Origin of the sequence: Sulfurimonas sp. NW15 (assembly GCF_051132285.1) — a bacterium.
GTDB lineage: Bacteria > Campylobacterota > Campylobacteria > Campylobacterales > Sulfurimonadaceae > Sulfurimonas > Sulfurimonas hydrogeniphila.
Genome location: NZ_CP093237.1, coordinates 1,559,201 through 1,579,708, shown reverse-complemented (window position 1 = coordinate 1,579,708; position 20,508 = coordinate 1,559,201). Strand labels below are relative to the sequence as shown.

20 protein-coding genes are annotated in these 20,508 nt (G+C 38.4%); 12 read left to right on the top strand and 8 right to left on the bottom strand.

From position 1 onward, the window contains the following. Positions 1 to 8: 8 nt before the first annotated feature. Positions 9 to 1,871, bottom strand: a complete 1,863-nt coding sequence (locus MLC52_RS08060; RefSeq protein ID WP_151900025.1) for an HD domain-containing phosphohydrolase — start codon at positions 1,869 to 1,871, stop codon at positions 9 to 11. A 232-nt stretch (positions 1,872 to 2,103) separates the two neighbouring features. Between MLC52_RS08060 and MLC52_RS08055 the strand changes: the two genes are divergently transcribed. The 3 genes from MLC52_RS08055 to MLC52_RS08045 are packed head-to-tail and all read left to right on the top strand — an operon-like array spanning position 2,104 to position 4,954. After that, the gene (locus MLC52_RS08055) at positions 2,104 to 2,910 is read left to right on the top strand and encodes an NAD+ synthase (protein ID WP_151900026.1); all 807 of its coding nucleotides are present in this window, start codon (positions 2,104 to 2,106) and stop codon (positions 2,908 to 2,910) included. A 16-nt stretch (positions 2,911 to 2,926) separates the two neighbouring features. After that, complete coding sequence (locus MLC52_RS08050; protein ID WP_188110047.1) at positions 2,927 to 4,063, top strand: DegT/DnrJ/EryC1/StrS family aminotransferase; 1,137 nt, start codon at positions 2,927 to 2,929, stop codon at positions 4,061 to 4,063. After that, positions 4,064 to 4,954: a tetraacyldisaccharide 4'-kinase gene (locus MLC52_RS08045; RefSeq protein ID WP_434579971.1), complete on the top strand. Its 891-nt coding sequence runs from the start codon at positions 4,064 to 4,066 to the stop codon at positions 4,952 to 4,954. Here MLC52_RS08045 and MLC52_RS08040 read toward each other — a convergent pair. Both MLC52_RS08040 and MLC52_RS08035 read right to left on the bottom strand, forming a co-directional pair. Further along, on the bottom strand, positions 4,938 to 6,224 hold the full coding sequence (locus MLC52_RS08040) for an APC family permease (protein WP_418640476.1): 1,287 nt from the start codon (positions 6,222 to 6,224) through the stop codon (positions 4,938 to 4,940). The genes MLC52_RS08045 and MLC52_RS08040 overlap by 17 nt on opposite strands. Position 6,225: 1 nt before the next feature. Beyond that, on the bottom strand, positions 6,226 to 6,771 hold the full coding sequence (locus MLC52_RS08035; protein WP_151900029.1) for an HdeD family acid-resistance protein: 546 nt from the start codon (positions 6,769 to 6,771) through the stop codon (positions 6,226 to 6,228). 126 nt (positions 6,772 to 6,897) lie between these two features. On the opposite strand from MLC52_RS08035, the gene argB reads away from it, so the two are divergent. From argB to hemC, 9 genes are read left to right on the top strand one after another with little or no spacing between them, the layout of a single operon-like run. Next, positions 6,898 to 7,749, top strand: coding sequence for an acetylglutamate kinase (gene argB, locus MLC52_RS08030; protein ID WP_346388942.1), 852 nt, complete (start codon positions 6,898 to 6,900; stop codon positions 7,747 to 7,749). A 12-nt stretch (positions 7,750 to 7,761) separates the two neighbouring features. After that, positions 7,762 to 8,049: a DUF2018 family protein gene (locus MLC52_RS08025; protein ID WP_151900031.1), complete on the top strand. Its 288-nt coding sequence runs from the start codon at positions 7,762 to 7,764 to the stop codon at positions 8,047 to 8,049. A 27-nt stretch (positions 8,050 to 8,076) separates the two neighbouring features. Continuing rightward, positions 8,077 to 8,484 (top strand): hypothetical protein, encoded by a 408-nt coding sequence (locus tag MLC52_RS08020; RefSeq protein WP_434579970.1) that lies wholly within the window; start codon positions 8,077 to 8,079, stop codon positions 8,482 to 8,484. Next, entirely contained in the window at positions 8,485 to 9,372 is an 888-nt protein-coding gene (locus tag MLC52_RS08015) for a polyprenyl synthetase family protein (RefSeq protein ID WP_346388941.1), read from the top strand. Continuing rightward, the gene (gene hemA, locus MLC52_RS08010; RefSeq protein WP_434579968.1) at positions 9,372 to 10,652 is read left to right on the top strand and encodes a glutamyl-tRNA reductase; all 1,281 of its coding nucleotides are present in this window, start codon (positions 9,372 to 9,374) and stop codon (positions 10,650 to 10,652) included. The genes MLC52_RS08015 and hemA overlap by 1 nt, the downstream gene beginning before the upstream one ends. Positions 10,653 to 10,655: 3 nt before the next feature. Beyond that, positions 10,656 to 12,359 carry a proline--tRNA ligase gene (locus MLC52_RS08005; RefSeq protein ID WP_151900035.1) on the top strand — a complete coding sequence of 568 codons (1,704 nt, stop codon included), beginning with the start codon at positions 10,656 to 10,658 and terminating at the stop codon, positions 12,357 to 12,359. After that, positions 12,360 to 12,791, top strand: coding sequence for an FxsA family protein (locus tag MLC52_RS08000; protein ID WP_151900036.1), 432 nt, complete (start codon positions 12,360 to 12,362; stop codon positions 12,789 to 12,791). Continuing rightward, positions 12,745 to 13,578 carry a DsbA family protein gene (locus MLC52_RS07995; RefSeq protein ID WP_434579965.1) on the top strand — a complete coding sequence of 278 codons (834 nt, stop codon included), beginning with the start codon at positions 12,745 to 12,747 and terminating at the stop codon, positions 13,576 to 13,578. Before MLC52_RS08000 ends, MLC52_RS07995 begins: the two co-directional genes overlap by 47 nt. Further along, positions 13,578 to 14,537: a hydroxymethylbilane synthase gene (hemC, locus tag MLC52_RS07990; protein ID WP_434579963.1), complete on the top strand. Its 960-nt coding sequence runs from the start codon at positions 13,578 to 13,580 to the stop codon at positions 14,535 to 14,537. Before MLC52_RS07995 ends, hemC begins: the two co-directional genes overlap by 1 nt. A 33-nt stretch (positions 14,538 to 14,570) precedes the next feature. Here the strand turns inward: hemC and MLC52_RS07985 are convergent, their stop codons facing one another. The 5 genes from MLC52_RS07985 to carB are packed head-to-tail and all read right to left on the bottom strand — an operon-like array spanning position 14,571 to position 20,467. Beyond that, entirely contained in the window at positions 14,571 to 15,749 is a 1,179-nt protein-coding gene (locus MLC52_RS07985; protein ID WP_346388935.1) for a glutathionylspermidine synthase family protein, read from the bottom strand. 3 nt (positions 15,750 to 15,752) lie between these two features. Continuing rightward, positions 15,753 to 16,331 carry a hypothetical protein gene (locus MLC52_RS07980; RefSeq protein WP_151900040.1) on the bottom strand — a complete coding sequence of 193 codons (579 nt, stop codon included), beginning with the start codon at positions 16,329 to 16,331 and terminating at the stop codon, positions 15,753 to 15,755. A gap of 1 nt (position 16,332) precedes the next feature. After that, positions 16,333 to 16,779: a hypothetical protein gene (locus MLC52_RS07975; RefSeq protein WP_151900041.1), complete on the bottom strand. Its 447-nt coding sequence runs from the start codon at positions 16,777 to 16,779 to the stop codon at positions 16,333 to 16,335. After that, positions 16,776 to 17,249, bottom strand: coding sequence for a Sua5/YciO/YrdC/YwlC family protein (locus tag MLC52_RS07970; protein WP_151900042.1), 474 nt, complete (start codon positions 17,247 to 17,249; stop codon positions 16,776 to 16,778). Before MLC52_RS07970 ends, MLC52_RS07975 begins: the two co-directional genes overlap by 4 nt. Next, positions 17,210 to 20,467, bottom strand: a complete 3,258-nt coding sequence (gene carB / locus MLC52_RS07965) for a carbamoyl-phosphate synthase large subunit (protein ID WP_418640469.1) — start codon at positions 20,465 to 20,467, stop codon at positions 17,210 to 17,212. The genes MLC52_RS07970 and carB overlap by 40 nt, the downstream gene beginning before the upstream one ends. Positions 20,468 to 20,508 lie beyond the last annotated feature (41 nt).

Sequence of the window (20,508 nt, the reverse complement as noted above, 5' to 3'; positions counted from 1 at the left end):
AGCTTCTTCTAAACTTTTGTGTAAGAGTGCATATCATTGTAGCTATCTCTTACATGTAAAAACTCATCAAGATGTTCAAAGAAAATATCGACAAGTTCAGGGTCAAAATGTTTTCCTTTTTCTTCTTGTATTAATTTGAAAATTCTTTCATCATCCCATGCTTTTTTATAGCAACGTTCACTGCCAAGAGCATCAAAAACATCCGCAAGCGCAGTAATGCGTCCGTAAATATGAATATTTTTTCCACGCAAACCTCTTGGATAGCCGCTGCCGTCATATTTTTCATGATGCTCATACGCAATGACTGCGGCAGTTTTCAAAAGCTCTCTTTGTGAGTTTTTAAAGAGCTGATAGCCTATTTCTGCATGGGTTTTCATCACTTTCCATTCTTCTTGTGTCAGCTTGCCTTTTTTGTTCAAGATATGATCAGGAATGGCAACTTTGCCTATATCATGCATCGGAGAAGCAATAGTGAGATATTTTGTCTCTTTTTCCCCCAAGCCGTAATGTTTTGCCAAGATCTGAGAATATAAGGCTACCCGTTTGACGTGGAAACCTGTTTCCTGACTTCGTGTTTCACCAATTTCACCCATTTTGAGAATAATATCTTCTTGCGTCTCTTCTATCTCTTTGTGGAGTTGTAAAATCTGTGTGATGTCATTTCTGATGGCAATAAACTCTTCAATTTCTCCTCTTTCATTTAAGATAGGGCTGATGGTCACTTCGACTATGTAAGAACTTCCGTCTTTTTTTCTGTTTTTTATAACGCCGGACCAGGCTCTTTTTTCTAAAACAGTGTGCCACATATCCCGGAACAGTGATTTTGGCATATCTTTGTGACGGACAATATTGTGCGGTTTTCCTAAAAGTTCTTCTTTTGTATAGCCTGAAATTATGCAGAATTTATCATTTACATAGGTGATTCTTCCGCTTCTGTCGGTTTTGGAAACAATGCTGCTTCTGTCAACAGCATTTTTGTATTCACTTAACAGTTTTAAGTTTCTCAAAATACTGTTTTTAATTTTGACTCCAAGCAAAAGCATAATCAAAGTGATGAGGACCAGTAGAAAAATATTTATAATCAGTTCTATTTTGAGTCTTGAGGCATATTTGTTTATCAAACTGTTAATATTGGCAAATTCCAGTTTTTGGAGTCTGTTAAATGCTTCTATAATAGCTGTAGCTTTATCAAACCATTCGTTTGGATCCTGTGTGACAGAAATATTTTGATGTTTTGTATACTTTTTAAATACATTTTGCAGCCATTGATAATTTTTCCCCTGAGCAATTGTATGAAACTCTTTCATCATCTCATCAGAAGCATATGTTAAAAAGTTTTGCTGTGCCAGATCATACTCGCCTTTTGCATGCATAGCTGTAAATACAAGTTGGTAGTTTTGTTTTTTCTGGGCAAACAATCCGCTGAGGGAACCTCGCATCTTGCCGGCGGCTTCTTTCATAAAAAGCAGGTTTGTGTAGGCATGAAACATCTGTTCAATCTCTTTTTCTTTGATTGTTTTGGTGATCATGAGATGATTTTGCAACAGATGGTATATGATTTTTGTATACTCGTTAAAAGCATCTATAGTGCTAAGAGAGAGTGATTGGACTTTTTTTCGGAGTTTTGCAAGTGTCTTTTTGTCGGGAGAATAATCTTCATGCAAAAAGATGATTTTAGCATATATACTGTCTGTATTTTGTTGCTGTTTGCGCAGTAGTGATTGAAATTTTGTTCCATGGGAGCCAAGATACCCGCTGCTGTAGCCTCTCTCTTTTTGAAGAGAGTTTATCAAAAGAGAAATATTTTGTATATGCAAAGCGTCTTTTTTAAGATGAGAAAGGCCTTGAAGATTGTTATAGCTGTGTATCATTAAGAGTACAAATCCAAAAAATATAATGATTAAAGGCAGTGATACCAATAATTTAAGTTTGGATATTATTGTTGTTGAATTTATTATAAAACCTTTAAAAATAAAATTAGATCTTAATTTTACAATAAATTTGTTACAAAAACGTTAAAATCACTTTTCTTAAAAAAACATTTGTTACAAATTTTAGATATAATATTTTTTGTTAATAAGTTGTAAAGGTTTAGTATATATTATGAGTAAATATTCGCAGATAACTGACTATTTGGTTCTTTTTTTGGAAAATGAAGTGAAAAAGACAGGTATAAAAAAAGCAGTGGTTGGTTTGAGTGGCGGACTGGATTCTGCTGTGGTCGCTGTTTTGGCGAAAAAAGCATTTGGAGATGACCTGTTATGTGTTAAAATGCCATCACAATATTCATCACAAAACTCACTTGATGATGCGGATGAATTGTGTCGCGATTTCAATATGCGTTGTGTTGTCTGTAGTATTGCTCCAATGTTGCAAGCGTATGAAGAGATGCACCCTGATATGGATAATCTCAGAAAAGGAAACTTTTCATCACGCATGCGAATGGCAACATTGTTTGATATTTCGGCAAAAGAGAATGCTTTGGTACTTGGTACAAGCAATAAAAGTGAATTAATGCTCGGGTATGGCACACTTTACGGCGACTTGGCGTCGGCAGTGAATCCCATAGGAGATTTGTACAAAAGCGAAGTTTTTGAATTAGCCGAGTACTTACATGTAAGTAAAAGTATCATTGAAAAGCCGCCTTCGGCTGATTTGTGGAGCGGTCAAAGTGATGAGGCTGATTTGGGCTATACATATGCTCAACTTGACGCAGCGATGAAACTCTATGTGGATGAGAGACTTTCGCGTGAAGAAGTCATACAAAAGGGTGTTGACGAACGGATGTTGGATATGATTATAAAAAGAATTTTTAGAAATCATTTCAAAAGAAAGATGCCTGTGATTGCAAAGTTGACTTCAAGAACATTGAATCATGACTTTAATTATCCGCGTGATATTACATTATAAAACCTAGGAGTAAAAAATGAAAAATGAAAAACTGAGTATCCCTTTTAGTAAGTATGAAAGTTCCCGCGAGGCACACTCTAATGTGAGTGATGTACTCGACGGAGAAGATTTGTATCAGGTACCAAAACTTGAAGAAGAGTTTCGTGAGTATGTCGGATCAGAGTATGCGCTTGCTACATCGCACGGCACATCGGCACTGCACCTTGCCATGCTTGCACTTGACCTAAAACGCGGGGACAAAGTAATCTGCAGTGTAAATGCGCATCCGAGTGTACCTGAGGTTGTCCGCCATTTTGATGCTGAGCCTGTTTTTATTGATATAGCCGAAGACTCTTATAATATTGATCTCAACAAGTTAGAAAATTATTTGGAAGAAAACAAATCCAAAAAGCTCAAAGCGGTTATTATAACGCATATTGGCGGTATGACTGTAGATTTGGACAGAGTCTATTCGATGGCTTCCATATATAATGTCAAAATTGTTGAAGATGCAAGCGATGCTCTTGGTGCTACATACAAGGGAGTGAAAATAGGTGCAACAGGTGCAGATATAGTCTGTTTTAACTTTTCTCCGCATTTAAAGAAAAATATCTGTAACGGCGGGATGCTTGTGACCAATGATGAAGATATTATGCAAAGAGCAAGGTTGCTGGCAAATCATGCAATGGTACGCAATGAAAATGCTTTGGAGTATATTTATGATGTTGTAGATATTGGGAATGATTATGCACTGAGCCATTTAAATGCAGCCTATATCAGAGCGCAGGTAAAAGAACAGGATGAAAACATCGCAAGACAAAAAGAGATTGCCAAAATGTACAGTGAAGGACTTGAAGGGGTAGATCACATTATTACTCCGGATATGGATAATGAAGAGAATCCTTTTTCTCTTTATATAGTAAAAATAGATAAAAACCGCGATTCTTTTGCTGTAGCACTCAAAGAAGAGGGAATCGGGGCAGGATTGCATTATATTCCGCTTCATCTTTTATCGTATTATAAAAGCAAATATGCCCTGCGTGTTAATGATTTTCCAAGAGCACTGCGTTCATTCCAACAGGTACTTTCTTTACCGATTTATGCAAGTATGACTGATGAAGATGTACAAACAGTTATAAGTAAAATCAAAAAAATAGCAAAAACGAGAGTGTAATTGAAAAAAACGCTCGTTTTCTGGGTTGAAGAGTATTTCTACAACCCAACTCCTTTGCAAAAACTTCTCTCCTATCTACTGCTTCCGCTGAGTTGGCTCTATTGTATTATTATGTATGTTCGATACAAAGTACAGAGACCGGAGGATTTTGCTATGGAAATTGTCAGCGTTGGTAATCTGACTGTCGGCGGCAGTGGCAAAACTCCATTGGTTATTGCACTGGCAAAAGAGCACAAAAAACCTGCGATTATACTTCGTGGCTATGGACGAGCATCCAAAGGCCTGATTGTTGTCAAAAACGGCAATGAAATTTTATGTGATGTCAAAAGCAGCGGGGATGAAGCGATGATATATGCCAAAAAACTTCCAAATGCTACAGTCATAGTCAGTGAAGAGAGAAAAAGAGCCATACAAAAAGCAAAAGAGCTGGGTTGTGAGATAGTTTTTTTGGATGATGCCTACTCCAAACATGATATCAAAAAGCAAGATATACTCATAGATGTAAAATCAAAGAACAGTTTTTGTCTGCCTGCAGGTCCTTTTAGAGAGCGTCTGTGGCCGGGGAAAGAGGCTTTACATGTAGAAGAGGAGAAAGATTTTTTTCGTAAGGTAAAGCTTGTGAACCCGACACAAAAAATGAGTCTTGTGACCGCTATAGCAAGGCCGCAACGACTTGATAAATATCTTCCTGCTGTTATTGCAAAGCATTATTTTGAAGACCATCACAGTTTTACAAAAGAAGAACTTGAAACAATTTTACAAAAAGATGCAGCGACTTCTCTTTTGGTAACATTTAAAGATTATGTAAAAATTGAGCATTTCGGACTGCCCCTTTCACTTCTGGATCTGGAAGTAAAAGTAAAAGAAGGTGTCTTTAGTGCGTTTGTTTAGAAATGATTCTTTGTTTGAAGTATCGCAGTAGATACTCTGTCGTAAAAGCAAGTGCAAAGGTCACTATAAGATAGTATGCAATCTCAGGCATGGTTTTATAGGTAGAATAGAGAGTAATCCCCGCAACGCCAAACATGGAAAAAATTGCCAAAACAACAAGATATTTTTTTGCGCCACTCTCCTGCAGAAGATTCAAATGCGCAATATGTGTACTTCCCTGAACGATGAGCATGACTATAGCGGCAACAGTTGTGATTTGCGCCAGGTTGAAAAAGAGTATCATCGGTATAATCAGCAACGCGCTGATAATGAGTCCTTCAAAAGAGCGGTAGATATTATATTCGTATATTTCAGGAAGATTTCCCTCTTTTGCCATTGTGTATCCTATGTCAGTTACGGCATAAAGTGTTGCATTAATAGCCGAGGCTGTTGCCAGGAGTGCTGTGGCGGCCATGATTTTAAATCCCCATTCACCAAAGATGGGCTTTGCCGCTTCAGCCAGAGCATAGTCTTTTGTCTGAATAATTTTATCAAGCGGCAGGTTTCCTAAAACAGCGATACTTGTAAGTATGTATAAAGCTGCCACAATGAGCAGGGCGACAAACATAGAACGCATCATGGTCACTTTCGGATTCTCCATATCCTCGACTGAGTTTGTAATCACACTAAAACCCTGGTAGGCAAAAAACGTAATTCCGATGGCAAAGACCATACCGCTTACAGGAGGCATGTCCGCTACACTTAAAAGCTGAGGCTGTATCGTAAAAAGTGCCGCAAAAGCAAAGGTAACAAGGACTCCGAGTTTGATAATGACAATGATGTTTTCCGCCTTCGCAACAAAAACGGCACCGATAAGATTGATAAGGGTAAAAAAGGCGATAATACCTATGGCAAATATATTGACCCAGGCTGTATCTCCGTGGAGCATAAAAGTTGCGCTGTAGGTTCCAAATGATTTGGCAACGGCTGCAATGGCAATGAGTTGGGAAAAATAGAACATGACACCCATAGAACCGGAGAAAATGTTTTCTCCAAAACCCTGGACCAGATACTCGACTATCCCGCCGCGTGACTGGTAGCGTACTGCCAGCTTTGCCAGAGAGTAGCCGCTTAAAAGAGCTATAATCCCACCGAAAACAAAAGAGATCCAGACAATATTTCCAGCCATGGCCCCTGCCTGACCGATGACTATGAAAATTCCGGCACCGACCATGGAGCCTATACCTAAAAAGACGGCACTCCAGAGACCAAATGCTTTTGTCTTGTGCATTTTATCGGTTCATTTTTTTAAAAATCGACCCTGTGACAAGCAGGGCAAATCCGTCAAAAAAGAGACTGAAACCGACAAGCAAACCTATAAGGTAGGTGGAGGTAAAAGGCCATCCTGCTATAAATAAAATACCGATTAACATGGAAAAAAGGGCATTAATCATCCACCAGATCCAGCCGTTTGCAGGACGCATATTCATCGCAAGAGAGAAACTGGCAAAAGAATCCATAAAAAAGTATATAGCCAGAAGCAGACCGACTGTGCCAATTCCTGTCATTGGATAAAAAATCATTAAAGCACCAATCCCGATAAGCACAAAGCTTTTAAGCCAGCCCAGAACATCACTTTTGTCACTTATATAGGTAAAATACCCGGCCATAAAACCACCAAACATCATCAGCCATGCCACAAAGGTGACTGTTGCCAGGGTCATAAATACAGGGTATATAATACCCACTATTCCGAGAATAATAAAAATCACACCTGTAATTTTTGAATACTTACTAAATTTGTCAAACAGATTCTCATCTATAGGATACTTCCACATTTTTCTTCCTTTTAGAATATTTTGGAAAGATTGTAACATAGTTTTATCACAAGAAGAGTTACTTAAGTAGCATTAATAGAAGATTGGATAGAATAGCAAAATTATTTTGCATAAAGGATAGAAATATTGCAGGCAAAAGTTGAAACAGTAAAAACACTCCTTGATGCACTTCCGTTTATTCGCGAGTTTAGAAAAGAGATTGTCGTTATAAAATATGGCGGTTCGGCACAAACATCTCCCGAATTAAAAGAGAAGTTTGCAGAAGATATTTTGCTTATGTATCTGGTAGGTATCAAACCTGTAATTGTTCATGGCGGTGGAAAAAAAATTACCGATATGCTCGAAGCGCTTAAAATTGATACGCAGTTTATAGACGGACAGCGTGTCACGACAAAAGAGACAATGCGGATTGTAGAGATGATACTCAGTGGTGAGATTAACAAAGAGATAGTCTCTTTGCTGAACTCTCATGATGCAAAAGCAATAGGTATCAGCGGTAAGGATGCACACTTTATCCGTGCAAGGGCGAAAGATTTTTCCAAGTGGGGATTGACTGGGAATATTACAAATGTCAAAGCAGATGTTGTTTTAAATCTGATAAAAGAAGGCTTTATTCCTGTGATAGCCCCTATTGCCGCAGGTGAAGAGATGGGACATCCCGGGTATAATATTAATGCTGATCTGTGTGCATCATATGTTGCAAAAGCCATAGGTGCAAACAAAATAATATTTTTGACAGATACTCCGGGGGTCTTGAACAAAGAGAAAAAACTTCTTGCAACCTTGACAAAAGATGAAGTAAAAGTGCTCAAAGAAAACGAAACGATTCACGGCGGGATGGTACCAAAAGTTGATGCCTGTCTTGAAGCGATAGACGGTGGTGTGCATAAAGCACACATAATTGACGGGCGACTTGAACACTCTATGCTTTTAGAGTTGTTTACATCAGAGGGTGTAGGTACCCAAATAGTAAAATAAAAAGGATTAGGTATGAGTTACAGCGCGTTATTTGAAGATGAAGATGATATTTTTGGAGGTTCTCCGAGATCAAAGTTTATGGATGTTGTTTTTAATGCGAACAATGATATAGTAAGACAGGAACTTGAAAAGTTTGTTGAAAAAGTTGCTGCAATGGAGTTGATGCTCCAAGAAGAGGTCGGTGATGATATTGATACGGCAGTTGCCCGATATAAAGCAAGTCATCTGGATGAGGTTGCAACCAAAACGAAAAGTATTTACATAGAGCTTATGGGTGATATTCTTTCTCAAAGCGAATAAGAGTTGCAAAGTATTTTACAGTTTTTCTTGACAGCATTGTTTCTTTGTAGCACTGCTGTTTTTGCAAGTGACTTACGGGATGTGCAGGAAATTTCATTGAAAAAGGATGAGCCAAAGAAAATTCTTGTAAAATACGATAACAAAACAAGACTTTTTACATTTAGATGGACTTTGTACACTAATGAAGGTTTGGTGGTTTTGCGTTCTTATGATAAGCATGTAGCGCAAAATATACTGTACTTGAATCATAAAAATCAAAGTTTTCGGGTTACACTAAAAACTCCTGGAGCAGATTTTTATAATATACCCTATATACTGGTTAAATTTAAAGAGTTTGATGTAAAAAAAAATATTGCAAAATTTGAGCTTTATCTCTCTGATGATAAAGAGCAAATACGATTAGAAACAGCAAAAAATAAACAAAAGACGAGATAAATGCAAAGAGTAGAAGCACAAATAAAAAGATTGATACAAGAGTGTGATTATGATGAAGTGACCCGTCTGTTTGCCATGCTGCAGGGCGGAAAAAGACTTCGGGCAAAGCTTATTCTTAAAATTGCTCCAGAACATAAGGACGCTCCTCTTTTAGCCGCCATAGTGGAACTGATTCATGCTGCCTCACTTTTACATGATGATGTTATTGATGATGCGATGACAAGACGCGGAGCAGCATCGGTAAATGCAACAGACGGAAGCAAAACAGCTGTCATGCTTGGAGATATTTTATACTCAAAAGCATTTACGGAACTTGTTGCCTTTGACAAAGCGGTAGCACAGACAATTGCTTCATCGGTTACAGCACTCTCAAAGGGCGAAATGATGGATGTCAGAATGGCAGAAAGTTTTAACAGTGATGAAGAGCGTTACCTTGATATGCTCTATCTCAAAACTGCTACACTCATTGAAGCAGCTGCAAAAGCGAGTGCTCTGCTAGCAGGAAAAGATGCAGAGAAATATGCTCTTTACGGACGTAACTTAGGACTTTCATTTCAAATTATAGATGACATTCTTGATATTACAGCAGACGAAGCAACGCTTGGAAAACCTGCGATGAATGATTATGTAGAGGGGAAATGTACTTTGCCGTATATTTATCTTTATAATGCACTTGAAGCAAAAGATCAGGAAAAGCTTCTATCTCTGCATGCGAAAAAACCTACGGAAGAAGAACTCTTATGGATGAAAAAGAAAATGCAAGAACATAAAACGATAGAAAAATCTTTTGAACTGGCACAGAAACTCTCAAACGAGGCGAAGATTGCTTTGCACGAAGATAAAGATTTAGTTGCCATTTTAGATACAATGATACAAAGAAGTTATTGATGCATTATTTAATTGTAAGTCTCTCCCATAAAAACAGTGATTTGGAACTGAGAGAAAAATTCACCTATACGGATGAAGAGAAAGAGGCATGTCTGCAAAGACTGCTCAAATCGCCTAATATCAGTGAAGCTGTCATGCTGGCTACATGTAACCGTATGGAGTTGTATGTATGCTGCAGTGACATTGAAGAAGCAACAGAACATATGATGAAGTTACTGGCATTTAAAGGTGGTTTGTCAGAAGAGGTTTTACGAAAAACTGCTGAGATAGTTGATGACAGCAGTGCTATTCATCATCTTTTTGCGGTTGCAAGTTCTATAGACTCTATGGTGGTCGGTGAGACACAGATTGCCGGACAGTTAAAAGATGCTTTTAAATTCTCTCATGAACGCGGTTATTCGGATAAGAAAATGTCACGAGCACTCTCTCATGCGTTTAAATGTGCTGCAAAGGTAAGAAATCTCACTGATATATCCTCAAAACCGGTTTCTGTGGCTTCTGTAGCAATAAAACAGATTAAAGAAAAGGTTCAAAATTTACGTGAAAAAAAAGCACTTGTGATTGGTGTAGGTGAAATGAGTGAAATCTGCGCAAAACACCTTATCTCGGACGGGGTGGAAACTTTTATTGCAAACAGAACAAAGCAAAAAGCCCAGACTTTGGCACAAGAGTGCAATGCGGAAGTATATGAATTTGGAGACCTGGACAAAGCGGTTAACGAATTTGACATTATATTTACTGCTACAGGTTCTTCTTATCCTATAATTACCAACGAACTTATAGAAGATGTAGATTTTGAAAGATTCTGGTTTGACCTGGCTGTCCCAAGAGATATTGATATAAAAAACAGAAAAAATATTTTTCTTTTTGTTGTGGATGATATAAAAGATATTGTAGATGCAAACAAAGCACAAAGAGAACAGTATGTAAGACAGGCACACGGAATTGTAGGACGGAGTGTTGTGGAATTTTATGAGTGGCTTGATACACTCAATGTGGAACCTATCATAAAAGAGATTTATAAAAAAGCCGAAAAAGCCGCACAGGAAGAGACAAAACGTGCGATTAAAAAAGGTTTTCTGCCTCAAGAATATGAAAAGCAAGCACAAAAAATGGCGCATCAGGCAATCAAAAGATTTTTGCATGATATGACAAAAAAGATGCGTGCAGCCTCGCATGAAGCCAAAAGTGATTCTGTCACTGGAGCAATGCAGTATATTCTTAATGATGAACATGACAATATTCCAGACCAATACAAACACCATTTAAAAAAGGATTAAAATTTGAGAAGAAGTAAAGCTTTTATACCGACAACCAAAGAGGCACCATCAGATGCTACACTTCCGAGTCATATATTTTTATCTCGTGCAGGATTTATTACACAGGTTGCTGCAGGTTTGTATAATTATCTGCCATTAGCAAAAAGAGTGATTAAAAAAATAGAAAATATCATTAATGAAGAGATGACAAAAGTAGGTGCCCAGGAAGTGGAACTCTCTTTTGTAACACCCGCAGAGTTGTGGCAGGAGAGTGGAAGAATAGAAAAGTTCGGTAAAGAACTGCTTCGTTTTCACGATAGAAAAAACAACCTTTTCGTACTTGGACCTACGCATGAAGAGATGATGGTTGATGTTGTCCGGAACCGTGTGACATCTTATAAAAATCTGCCATTAAATCTGTATCAGATTAAGACAAAATTCCGTGATGAGGCCCGTCCTCGTTTCGGGCTTATGCGTGGCCGTGAGTTTATTATGCAGGATGCCTACTCTTTTCATGCTACAGCAGAGGATTTAGACAGAGAATTTGATGCAATGGAAGCAGCCTACAAAAAGATACTTTCTCGTATGGGACTGGATTTCAGAGTGGTGGAAGCCGACAGTGGTGCCATTGGTGGAAGCGGTTCCAAAGAGCTTATGGTTTTGGCAGAGAGTGGTGAAGACACAATTGCTGTTTGTTCAAAGTGTGAATACGGTGCCAATATAGAAGCAGCTTCAAGAAGCAAACGCTCAAATATTCCTGAAGCTCCTGAAGCTTCTTTTAATAAGTTTAAAACACCAGAGATAAAAACAATAGATGAACTTGCAGAGTTTTTCAAAATTGACCCTTATTATACGGTTAAATGTGTTGCAAAAAAAGTTATATATGAAGATGCAAGTGAAATTGTTCTTTTCTTTGTACGCGGATGCGATAATCTTCAGGAAGTAAAAGCACTCAATGCAACAGAAGCCCTTGATATTGTGGATGTGACAGAAGAAGAACTCAAAGAGACAGGGCTGATTCCCGGTTTTATAGGGCCGCTTGATCAAGACAAGGCAAAACATGTCATTGACAGTGATTTAAAAGATGCCACAAATTTAATCTGTGGGGCAAATGAAGCAGATTATCACTTTATAGGTGTAGATTTGTCAGTGCTCAGCAATGCTGCTTATTTCGCAGATATAGCAGAAGTAAATGAGGGGGATATCTGCCCGTACTGTGACGGTGAACTCTCTTTTACAAAAGGTATAGAAGTAGGACATATCTTTAAACTTGGAACGACTTATTCTGAAGCTTTAAAAGCCGAGTTTTTAGATGAGAACGGAAAAGCACAGCCTTTTATTATGGGAACATACGGAATGGGTGTTTCACGCCTTGTAGCAGCAGTTGTAGAGCAGCATCATGATGAAAATGGCTGTATCTGGACAAAAGAAACAGCACCGTATATGGTAAATATTATGATAAGTAACATCAAAGATGAGGCGCAGGTGCAAGCAGGCGAACAACTTTATAAGCAGCTGCAGGATGCAAATGTAGAGGTAATGCTCGATGACAGAAAAGAACGTTTTGGATTTAAAATGAAAGATGCGGAACTTATCGGATTCCCGTATACGGTTGTTATCGGTAAAGAGTTGCAAAATGGACATGTGCAGATTTTTGACAGAGCAACAAAAGAAAAAAGAGATATCAAGAGAGAAGAGATATTTGATAAAATTATGGAACTGATTTAAATGATTTATTTTTTACTCTACCTTTTTTTGGAAGTGCTTGTCTCTGTGCAGATTTCTTCTGCTATAGGAGGACTTGCCACTTTTTTTGAGATTCTTGTTACTGCATTTATAGGGATATCAATTTTAGTGAATTTCAGAAAAAGTTTGATTGAAAATATGACGGCAGTCTCTTATAACTGTATTGATCTCGAGCAGTTTCAAAAATTAAATCTTTTTACCCTGATTGGTGCTATACTGCTGATTATTCCTGGATTTTTAACAGACATATTAGGTATACTCATGCAGTTTGGTGTTTTTACGAGTATGATTGTTAACCGTTATAATGTAAAATCAGGAAAATGTAATTCTTCTTTTGAGGAACAAAATAATATAACAAAGGATTCAGATGTCATTGATGTTGAAATTATTGAGCACGACTCTGCTCTTAAGTAGTTTTCTCTATGCAAGTAACGCAAGTGAAAATATAGAATATTTTTTAGAAGACAAGTTTAGTGAAAATCCAAGACTCAAATCAGTAGATGTAAAAGTGGAGGATGTTACACCACTCAAACAACTTCCAAAATGGAATGCCTATATTGTTAATGTGAAAGCTGTTTTGAAAAACAAGCCAAAGCAGGTAATTCGCCAAAAAATGATTTGGTTTTCAAACGGAAAGATGATTACAAAAGATTTGACAGATATAAGTACAGGAGAAAGTCTTGTCGACAAGGTTAAACCAACAGTAAAAGCCAGACATTATGCAAAAGAAAATTTGATTTACGGCAATGCCAATGCGAAACACAAAATAGTCATTTTTTCAGACCCACTGTGTCCTTTTTGTAGAGGATTTGTACCAGGGGCGATTAAAGATATGAAAAAAGAGCCCCAAAAATTTGCTGTATATTACTATCATTTTCCACTCGAAAGAATTCATCCCGCTTCAGTAACACTGGTCAAAGCAGCAATTGCCGCAGAACATCAAGGTGTAAAAGATGTTGTATTAAAACTTTATAATGTTTCAATCAATCCAAGAGAAAAAAGTGTCAAAAAAATTCTTGAAGCATTTAATAAAGCAGAAGGGACAAATATTACACCTGAAGATATTCAGAATTCCAGTGTAATCAAGCAGTTTAACCACGACAGACTTGTAGCCACTGATCTTATGGTTGGTGGAACACCGACGGTTTATCTTGACGGTTCTGTAGATAATACAAAGAAAAAATACCTAAAAGTGAAGTAATGCAAAAATTAACAATAGCAACACGCGTTTCAGACTTGGCACTTTGGCAGGCATATCATATCAAGGAAAGAGTTGAAGCAAGTTTTCCTGAAATAGAAGTAGTGCTTAATAAAATAGTAAGTAACGGCGATAAGGTTTTGGATAAACCTTTGGCTCTCATCGGCGGAAAAGGGCATTTCACCAAAGAGCTTGAAGATGAGATGCTCTCAGGCAATGCCGAGTTTGCTGTACACAGTTTAAAAGATGTACCGACATATATTCCCGATGGTTTGGAACTTGCAGCTGTGACGCAACGTCAAGACCAAAGTGATGTTTTTTTGTCACATACTTACAAAACACTTGAAGATTTGCCTGAGGGAGCAGTGGTTGGGACAACAAGTCTGCGCCGTAGAATGCAACTTTTGCAAAAAAGACCTGATTTAAAAGTCAAAGATTTGAGGGGGAATGTCAATACACGTCTGAGAAAGTTACAAGAAGGGCAGTATGATGCGATAATTTTGGCATGGATAGGACTTAACAGACTTGATTTGCTCAAAGATATTCCCTATACCCAAAAACTTTCTCTTGATATGATGATACCGCCGATGGGGCAGGCTGCCTTGGGTATTGAAATTGTAACCGGCAATGAACAGGTACGGATAATTGCACAAAGTCTCAATGATGAAGATACCTTTACATGTACACAGATTGAGAGAGATTTTATATCAAAAATCGGAGCGGGATGTTCGGCTCCTGTTGCCTGTAATGCTGTTATAGAAGATGATAATGTTGTTTTTAGAGTTATGCTTGGCTTTCCAAACGGAACACATATTATGCAGGAAAAAATCGTAAGAAGTATAGAGGAAAGTAAAAATTTAGGCAAAGAGCTTGCCCAAAAGATGATAGACAAAGGTGCACTGGAGTTATTAAAAGAAGCAGAAAAAACTGCTTTTAAAGATGAAATGCCACAAAGATTGTAAAGTACAAACACTCAGAAATTATTTTTTGAGTGTTTATACTATAACATGGCCTACAAATTTACTCATATTGTCTAAAATATCTCCGCCTTTTCTAAAACTCAGTCCACAGGCTTCATAGGCAAAGAAAACACCTGCCTGATATTTTTTTCCATGAACATCTTTTGGAAAATCTACATACTCCTGGTAGATTTTTTTATGATTCGCATAGGGACCTTCAGTCTGAATGCTGATACTTCCGTTTGCTTCGATAATCTTTGTATTGGCACCTTCGCGTCCAAAAACAGGTTTTTCAACTTGCTTGAGTCCTTGAAGCGGTTCAAAAGAGGTTTTAAGAAGGTAAGGCGAATCTGGAAACAGTTCACATAAAATTGCCATCATTCCTTTTGACTGAAAGAGTAAAGTATAGGCAGGGTTTAAAATAATGGCTTTTTGGTTTTGGATGATATTTGTGAGTGTTGTGGCGAGTTCCGGCTCATCAACTGCAATGTCTTCCCACGGATAGAGTTTGAACCAGTACTCATAATTTATGTCATTACTGTCATAAATGCCATCTTCATCAAAGCGGACATTCTGCAAAAACTCAAACTTTGTAACAAATCCGGCATCTGTTGCCATCTGCTGGAGCAGTTTTGTGGTGGCTTCTTCTTCGTCATTGCCTTCAACAGAAGAAAAAAGTATTTTCCAGCCGTCATAGAATTCTTCAAATTTGTCTGTGTCATCAAAGAGTGTAACGAGTCTTTTAAAATTGTTACTGATGGCCTCATATACATTGTTAAACTGACGCTCTTCGTCCATATCATTGGATTTTAAAATTGCCCATTGTAAAAGTGCAGTCTCAAAAAGCGCCGTTGGGGTGTCGGCATTAAATTCTATAAGCTTAATATCCTGTCCGTCAATACCGCCGGCTAAATCAAAACGACTGTAAATATGCCAATGGACATCGTTTTCCCAGCTTTTTTTAATACTCTCTATAAGGTTAAAAGGAATGCCCAAATCAAAAAAGAGATCATTGCTGATGACATATTCGGCTGCTTCGACATACATGTCATAAAGAGTATTTGCTGCCTCATAATAGGCCTCTGCTTCTTCTTGGGTCACTTCTACAAGCTCATCGCTGACATACTTGCTGCCGTCAGAATCAGTATGCCAGGTAAAGCCTATCTCTTCTAAGGTTTCATCGTCTATTGGACTCAGTTTTTGTGTAGTTATCATGTGTCAGCCTCCAAAAAATCCGCCACTGCTTCTGCTGTAGCTCGAGCTTCTTGAGGTGCCGCCAAAGAAGCTTTTTCTGCTGCTTGTTGATTTTCTTGCTGCCTTGCCTGCTGCCGAACGGCTGTAGGCACTTCTGTTGACACTGCTTGCATTTCTGGAAAACCTTTTGTTGTTCATCAGCGCATTGCCTATCATATTTCCGAGCAAACTTCCTGCCGCAACGGCTAAAATAGTACCGGCAAGTCCCATACCTGCACTGCCTGAATTATCTTGAAGTGTTTCGCTCGTACCGTTTTGTACTTTTTGATACTCTTGTGCAGCCAAAGCTTTCATCTCTTCTTCGTTCATAAAACGCTCTGTTACTCTGCCAAATTCATCACGTTCTCTGATGATTGCACGTGAAGGGCCCTGTGTCGGCATCTCTTCGACAACTTTATACTTTCCGTTTGGCTGTTGTTCTATAACCAAAAATTTATTTTGTGCTTCTTGTTGTTTTTGCTCACATCCTGTAAGCGTACTCATCATTAAAACACCTGCAGTTCCTAATACAACACCGCTGGCAATTGAAGAAATATGTTTCATGCTAATATTGACCTCGAATTTTATTTTTATCTAGAATTATAACTTTTTTTAGTTCATAATCGTAAAATGTTACATTTTTTCTTCCATCATAGTAGAGATCACCATGATAGAAAAATTTATCCGTTTTGAGTGTAATGTTTTTTTTCATAAGCATCATTTCTCCAATGCTTTTTCCTATAGGAGGAATAAGCGTTGCAAAAGAGAGGACAAAGAGAGAACCTATAACAATCAGTGCTGTTTTTGTGCTGGCATAAACTACCAAATAGCCAAGAAGTATAGAAAAAAATAAAAACAAAAAGAAATTTTGATGATCTGCAAATAAAATATTGTAGTATACATGTACACCATAAAAATCGATATAATTCAGTTTCACGCCTAATATAATGAAAAAATCAAGTATGAATGTAAAAAACATACCGCTTAGCAGTGCCTGGAACAGTTTGCTCATCGTAACCTCTTTATTTTTTTATGGTTGATTTTATAGAGTTTTGAAGCCTGACCTTCAAAGAGTCCTTTCTTGTTTTCTATTATTATATCAGCTTTTTGCTCACAAAAAGTTCTTGAAAAGTTTTTACCGCTTTCATTGGCAGATGTGGAGTATGTCCATTCCTTTTGTCTCAAACAAGAAGAGTCTGCCACATCTTCTGCAACCCGAAAAGCATGGTTTTTTACTATAAAGGTTGTTTTTTTAAGGCGTCTGACTCTGTTTTTTTGAGTGTTTGGTACTCTTTTATGGTCTTTCTTCAGTGCTTGAAAGTTTTTATAAACAACAATGAAAGGTTTGGTATTTGGACGTGATTTTACTGCACACAGCTTAGGCGCATCCTGGGATAAAAAACCGACAGTAGTGTCGGTTTGTGAGAGAATAATATTTGTTTTTATACTAAAAAATCTTGCAGGGCTGTTGAGCTTGACCATTTTTCATCTTCCATTTCATCGAGTGCGAGTATCAGTGCTCTTGCTGCACTGAGCGTTGTAAAGTAAGGAATACTTCTTTTAAGCACTTCTTGGCGAATGACAACAGCATCTTTTTTTGATGTGTTGTTGTCAGATGTATTAATTGCCATTGCTATTTCATCATTTTTCATGCTGTCCTCAATATTTGGACGGCCTTCTGAAATTTTTAAAACCACTTCACATGCTATACCCGCTTCTTCTATGGCTTTTTGTGTCCCTTTTGTTGCAACAAGTTTAAAGCCGTGTTCAACCAGACCTTTTGCTATTTCAGGAGCATGTTTTTTATCTGTATCAACAAAAGAGAGGAAACATGTTCCGCCTGTCGGAATATTATTTCCTGCACTGAGTTGTGCTTTTGCAAAACTTACCCCGAAGTTTTTACTGATACCCATTACTTCACCCGTAGATTTCATCTCAGGACTCAGTACCAAATCGGCACCGTAAAGTTTATGGAAAGGGAATACTGCTTCTTTGACAGATACATGCCCTTTGAGGCGAGGACGAAGCAGACCGTTGTGCTCTTCAACTATTTCATATTTGTCATAGTAGGCTAATGAGCTTCTTAAGTCTTTGCCCATCATAACACGTGTGGCTACTTTTGCAAGAGGCATACCGGTTGCTTTTGAGACAAAAGGAACTGTACGTGAGGCACGAGGATTGACTTCAATAAGATAAATTTCATCCTGATAAATTGCATACTGTACATTCATCAGTCCGACAACGCCAAGGCCGAGTGCGATGACTTTTGTCTGCTGCTCAACTTTTTCTATCATATCCTGTGTCAAATTCATAGGAGGCAGTGAACAAGCCGAATCTCCCGAGTGTATTCCTGCCTCTTCGATGTGCTGCATAACAGAACCGATGTAGACATCTTTGCCGTCACAGATACAATCCACATCAAGCTCAATTGCCTGATCCAAAAATTTGTCTACCAAGACAGGGGCTTCGTTGGAGACAGAAATGGCAAGATCCATGTATTGACGCAGCTCATCTTCGCTATATACTATACGCATGCCGCGTCCGCCGAGCACAAAGGAAGGACGAACAAGAACAGGATAGCCCAGTCTTTCGGCTATAATAAATGATTCTTCTTTTGTGCGTGCCAAACCGTTTGCAGGCTGTTTAAGATTGTGCGCTTTTACAAAATCACTAAACTGCTCTCTGTCTTCTGCCAAATCAATGACGGATGATGGAGTTCCTGAAATTTTTGCACCGATTTTTGTTAAAGAATCAGCAAGTTTAAGTGGAGTCTGTCCACCGAAATGAACAATGATGCCATCAGGATTTTCATTTTCTATCACTTCTCTTACATGTTCAAAATCTATTGGCTCAAAATAAAGAACGTCAGATGTGTCATAGTCGGTAGAAACCGTTTCGGGGTTGCAGTTATACATAATAGTCTCTATGCCCATCTCTTTAAGTGCAAATGCCGCATGTACACAACAGTAGTCAAATTCAATCCCCTGTCCGATTCTGTTTGGTCCGCCGCCTAAAATAAGCACTTTTTGTTTGTCGCTTTGACGATTGGTAATATTTGGCAGTTTTGTAATGTTTGTTGTTGAGTAGAGGTAAGGAGTGAGTGCTTCAAACTCAGCGGCACAGGTGTCAACTTCATTATACTCCAGGCTGATGCCAAGCTTTTTTCTTGCTTCATAGACCAGGTCTTCACTCACTGTTTCTTGAGAATTTTTTGCTATAAGCTGTGCAATTCTTTTGTCAGAAAAACCGTCAACTTTTACTTTTCTCATTAACTCCTCATCAAAAAGGATTTTATCGCTGACAGTTGCTTCTGTTTCCATCATCTCTTGTATTTGATATAAGAACCATGGATCAATCTGGCAGGTGTCAAACATTTCCTGTATACTCATGCCGCGACGAAAACCTTCGGCAACATAAAGAATTCTGTCAGCATTGGGACGACGGATTTCATGCTTGACAAACTCATCATCCGCTTCAATGTCATCAAAACCGCAAAGTCCTGTTTCAAGAGAGCAGAGTGCTTTTTGAACAGACTCTTTAAACGTACGGCCGATTGCCATGACTTCACCGACTGATTTCATAGATGTGCTGAGTGTACTTTCGGCTTCAGGAAATTTTTCAAATGTAAAACGCGGTATTTTTGTAACAACATAATCTATAACCGGTTCAAAAGCTGCAGGTGTTCCCGTGATGTCATTTTCAATTTCATCAAGGGTAAATCCGACTGCTAAAAGAGTGGCTACTTTGGCAATAGGATACCCTGTTGCCTTACTTGCCAGTGCAGATGAACGCGATACACGCGGATTCATCTCAATTACAATCATGCGTCCTGTTTTCGGATCAATTGAAAACTGAACATTGGAACCGCCTGTGTCAACGCCGACTTCACGTAAAATTGCGAAAGAGGCATCTCTCATTCTTTGATACTCTTTGTCTGTCAATGTTAATGCAGGGGCAACCGTAATAGAGTCTCCCGTATGCACACCCATAGGGTCAAAGTTTTCAATGGAACATACGATGATGCAGTTGTCCGCTTTGTCGCGGATAACCTCCATTTCATACTCTTTCCAGCCGAGCATAGATTCCATAATCTCGATTTCATTGACAGGCGAAGCTGAAATGCCTTCCTGGGCAAGTTTTTTAAACTCTTCCATATTATACGCCACACCGGAACCGCCGCCTGCGAGTGTAAAGGATGCACGACTGATGACCGGAAAACCTATCTCTTTGACAACTTCTATGGCCTCTTCAACACTGTAGGCATTTCTGCTTTTTGGCAAATCCATACCGATTTTTGTCATCGCTTCATTAAAAAGCTGTCTGTCTTCGCCTTTGTTAATTGCTTCGGGGTTTGCACCTAAAAACTCCACGCCTTCAAGCATTCCTTTTTCATACATACTCATTGCAACATTGAGTGCAGTCTGTCCGCCCATAGTCGGCAAAACAGCATCTACTTTTTCATCTTTGATGATTTTGGCGATAACATCTTCTTTGATAGGTTCGATATAGGTTCTGTCTGCAAATTCAGGATCAGTCATGATGGTTGCAGGATTTGAGTTGATGAGAACAACGCGGTAACCCAATTCTTTTAATGTTTTAACAGCCTGTGTTCCAGAGTAATCAAATTCACAGGCCTGACCGATAATAATCGGGCCAGAACCTATAAGTAAAATAGTTTTTATGTCGGTGCGTTTTGGCATTTGTTCCCTCTTAAATATGGTTATATAAATTTAGAGATTAT

Bases quoted from the DNA above. Each gene is read 5' to 3' on its own strand.
- MLC52_RS08060 (WP_151900025.1), bottom strand. From the start codon at position 1,871: ATGATACACAGCTATAACAATCTTCAAGGCCTTTCTCATCTTAAAAAA.
- MLC52_RS08055 (WP_151900026.1), top strand. From the start codon at position 2,104: ATGAGTAAATATTCGCAGATAACTGACTATTTGGTTCTTTTTTTGGAA.
- MLC52_RS08050 (WP_188110047.1), top strand. From the start codon at position 2,927: ATGAAAAATGAAAAACTGAGTATCCCTTTTAGTAAGTATGAAAGTTCC.
- MLC52_RS08040 (WP_418640476.1), bottom strand. From the start codon at position 6,224: ATGCACAAGACAAAAGCATTTGGTCTCTGGAGTGCCGTCTTTTTAGGT.
- MLC52_RS08035 (WP_151900029.1), bottom strand. From the start codon at position 6,771: ATGTGGAAGTATCCTATAGATGAGAATCTGTTTGACAAATTTAGTAAG.
- MLC52_RS08025 (WP_151900031.1), top strand. From the start codon at position 7,762: ATGAGTTACAGCGCGTTATTTGAAGATGAAGATGATATTTTTGGAGGT.
- MLC52_RS08015 (WP_346388941.1), top strand. From the start codon at position 8,485: ATGCAAAGAGTAGAAGCACAAATAAAAAGATTGATACAAGAGTGTGAT.
- hemA (WP_434579968.1), top strand. From the start codon at position 9,372: ATGCATTATTTAATTGTAAGTCTCTCCCATAAAAACAGTGATTTGGAA.
- MLC52_RS08000 (WP_151900036.1), top strand. From the start codon at position 12,360: ATGATTTATTTTTTACTCTACCTTTTTTTGGAAGTGCTTGTCTCTGTG.
- MLC52_RS07995 (WP_434579965.1), top strand. From the start codon at position 12,745: ATGTCATTGATGTTGAAATTATTGAGCACGACTCTGCTCTTAAGTAGT.
- hemC (WP_434579963.1), top strand. From the start codon at position 13,578: ATGCAAAAATTAACAATAGCAACACGCGTTTCAGACTTGGCACTTTGG.
- MLC52_RS07985 (WP_346388935.1), bottom strand. From the start codon at position 15,749: ATGATAACTACACAAAAACTGAGTCCAATAGACGATGAAACCTTAGAA.
- MLC52_RS07980 (WP_151900040.1), bottom strand. From the start codon at position 16,331: ATGAAACATATTTCTTCAATTGCCAGCGGTGTTGTATTAGGAACTGCA.
- MLC52_RS07975 (WP_151900041.1), bottom strand. From the start codon at position 16,779: ATGAGCAAACTGTTCCAGGCACTGCTAAGCGGTATGTTTTTTACATTC.
- MLC52_RS07970 (WP_151900042.1), bottom strand. From the start codon at position 17,249: ATGGTCAAGCTCAACAGCCCTGCAAGATTTTTTAGTATAAAAACAAAT.
- carB (WP_418640469.1), bottom strand. From the start codon at position 20,467: ATGCCAAAACGCACCGACATAAAAACTATTTTACTTATAGGTTCTGGC.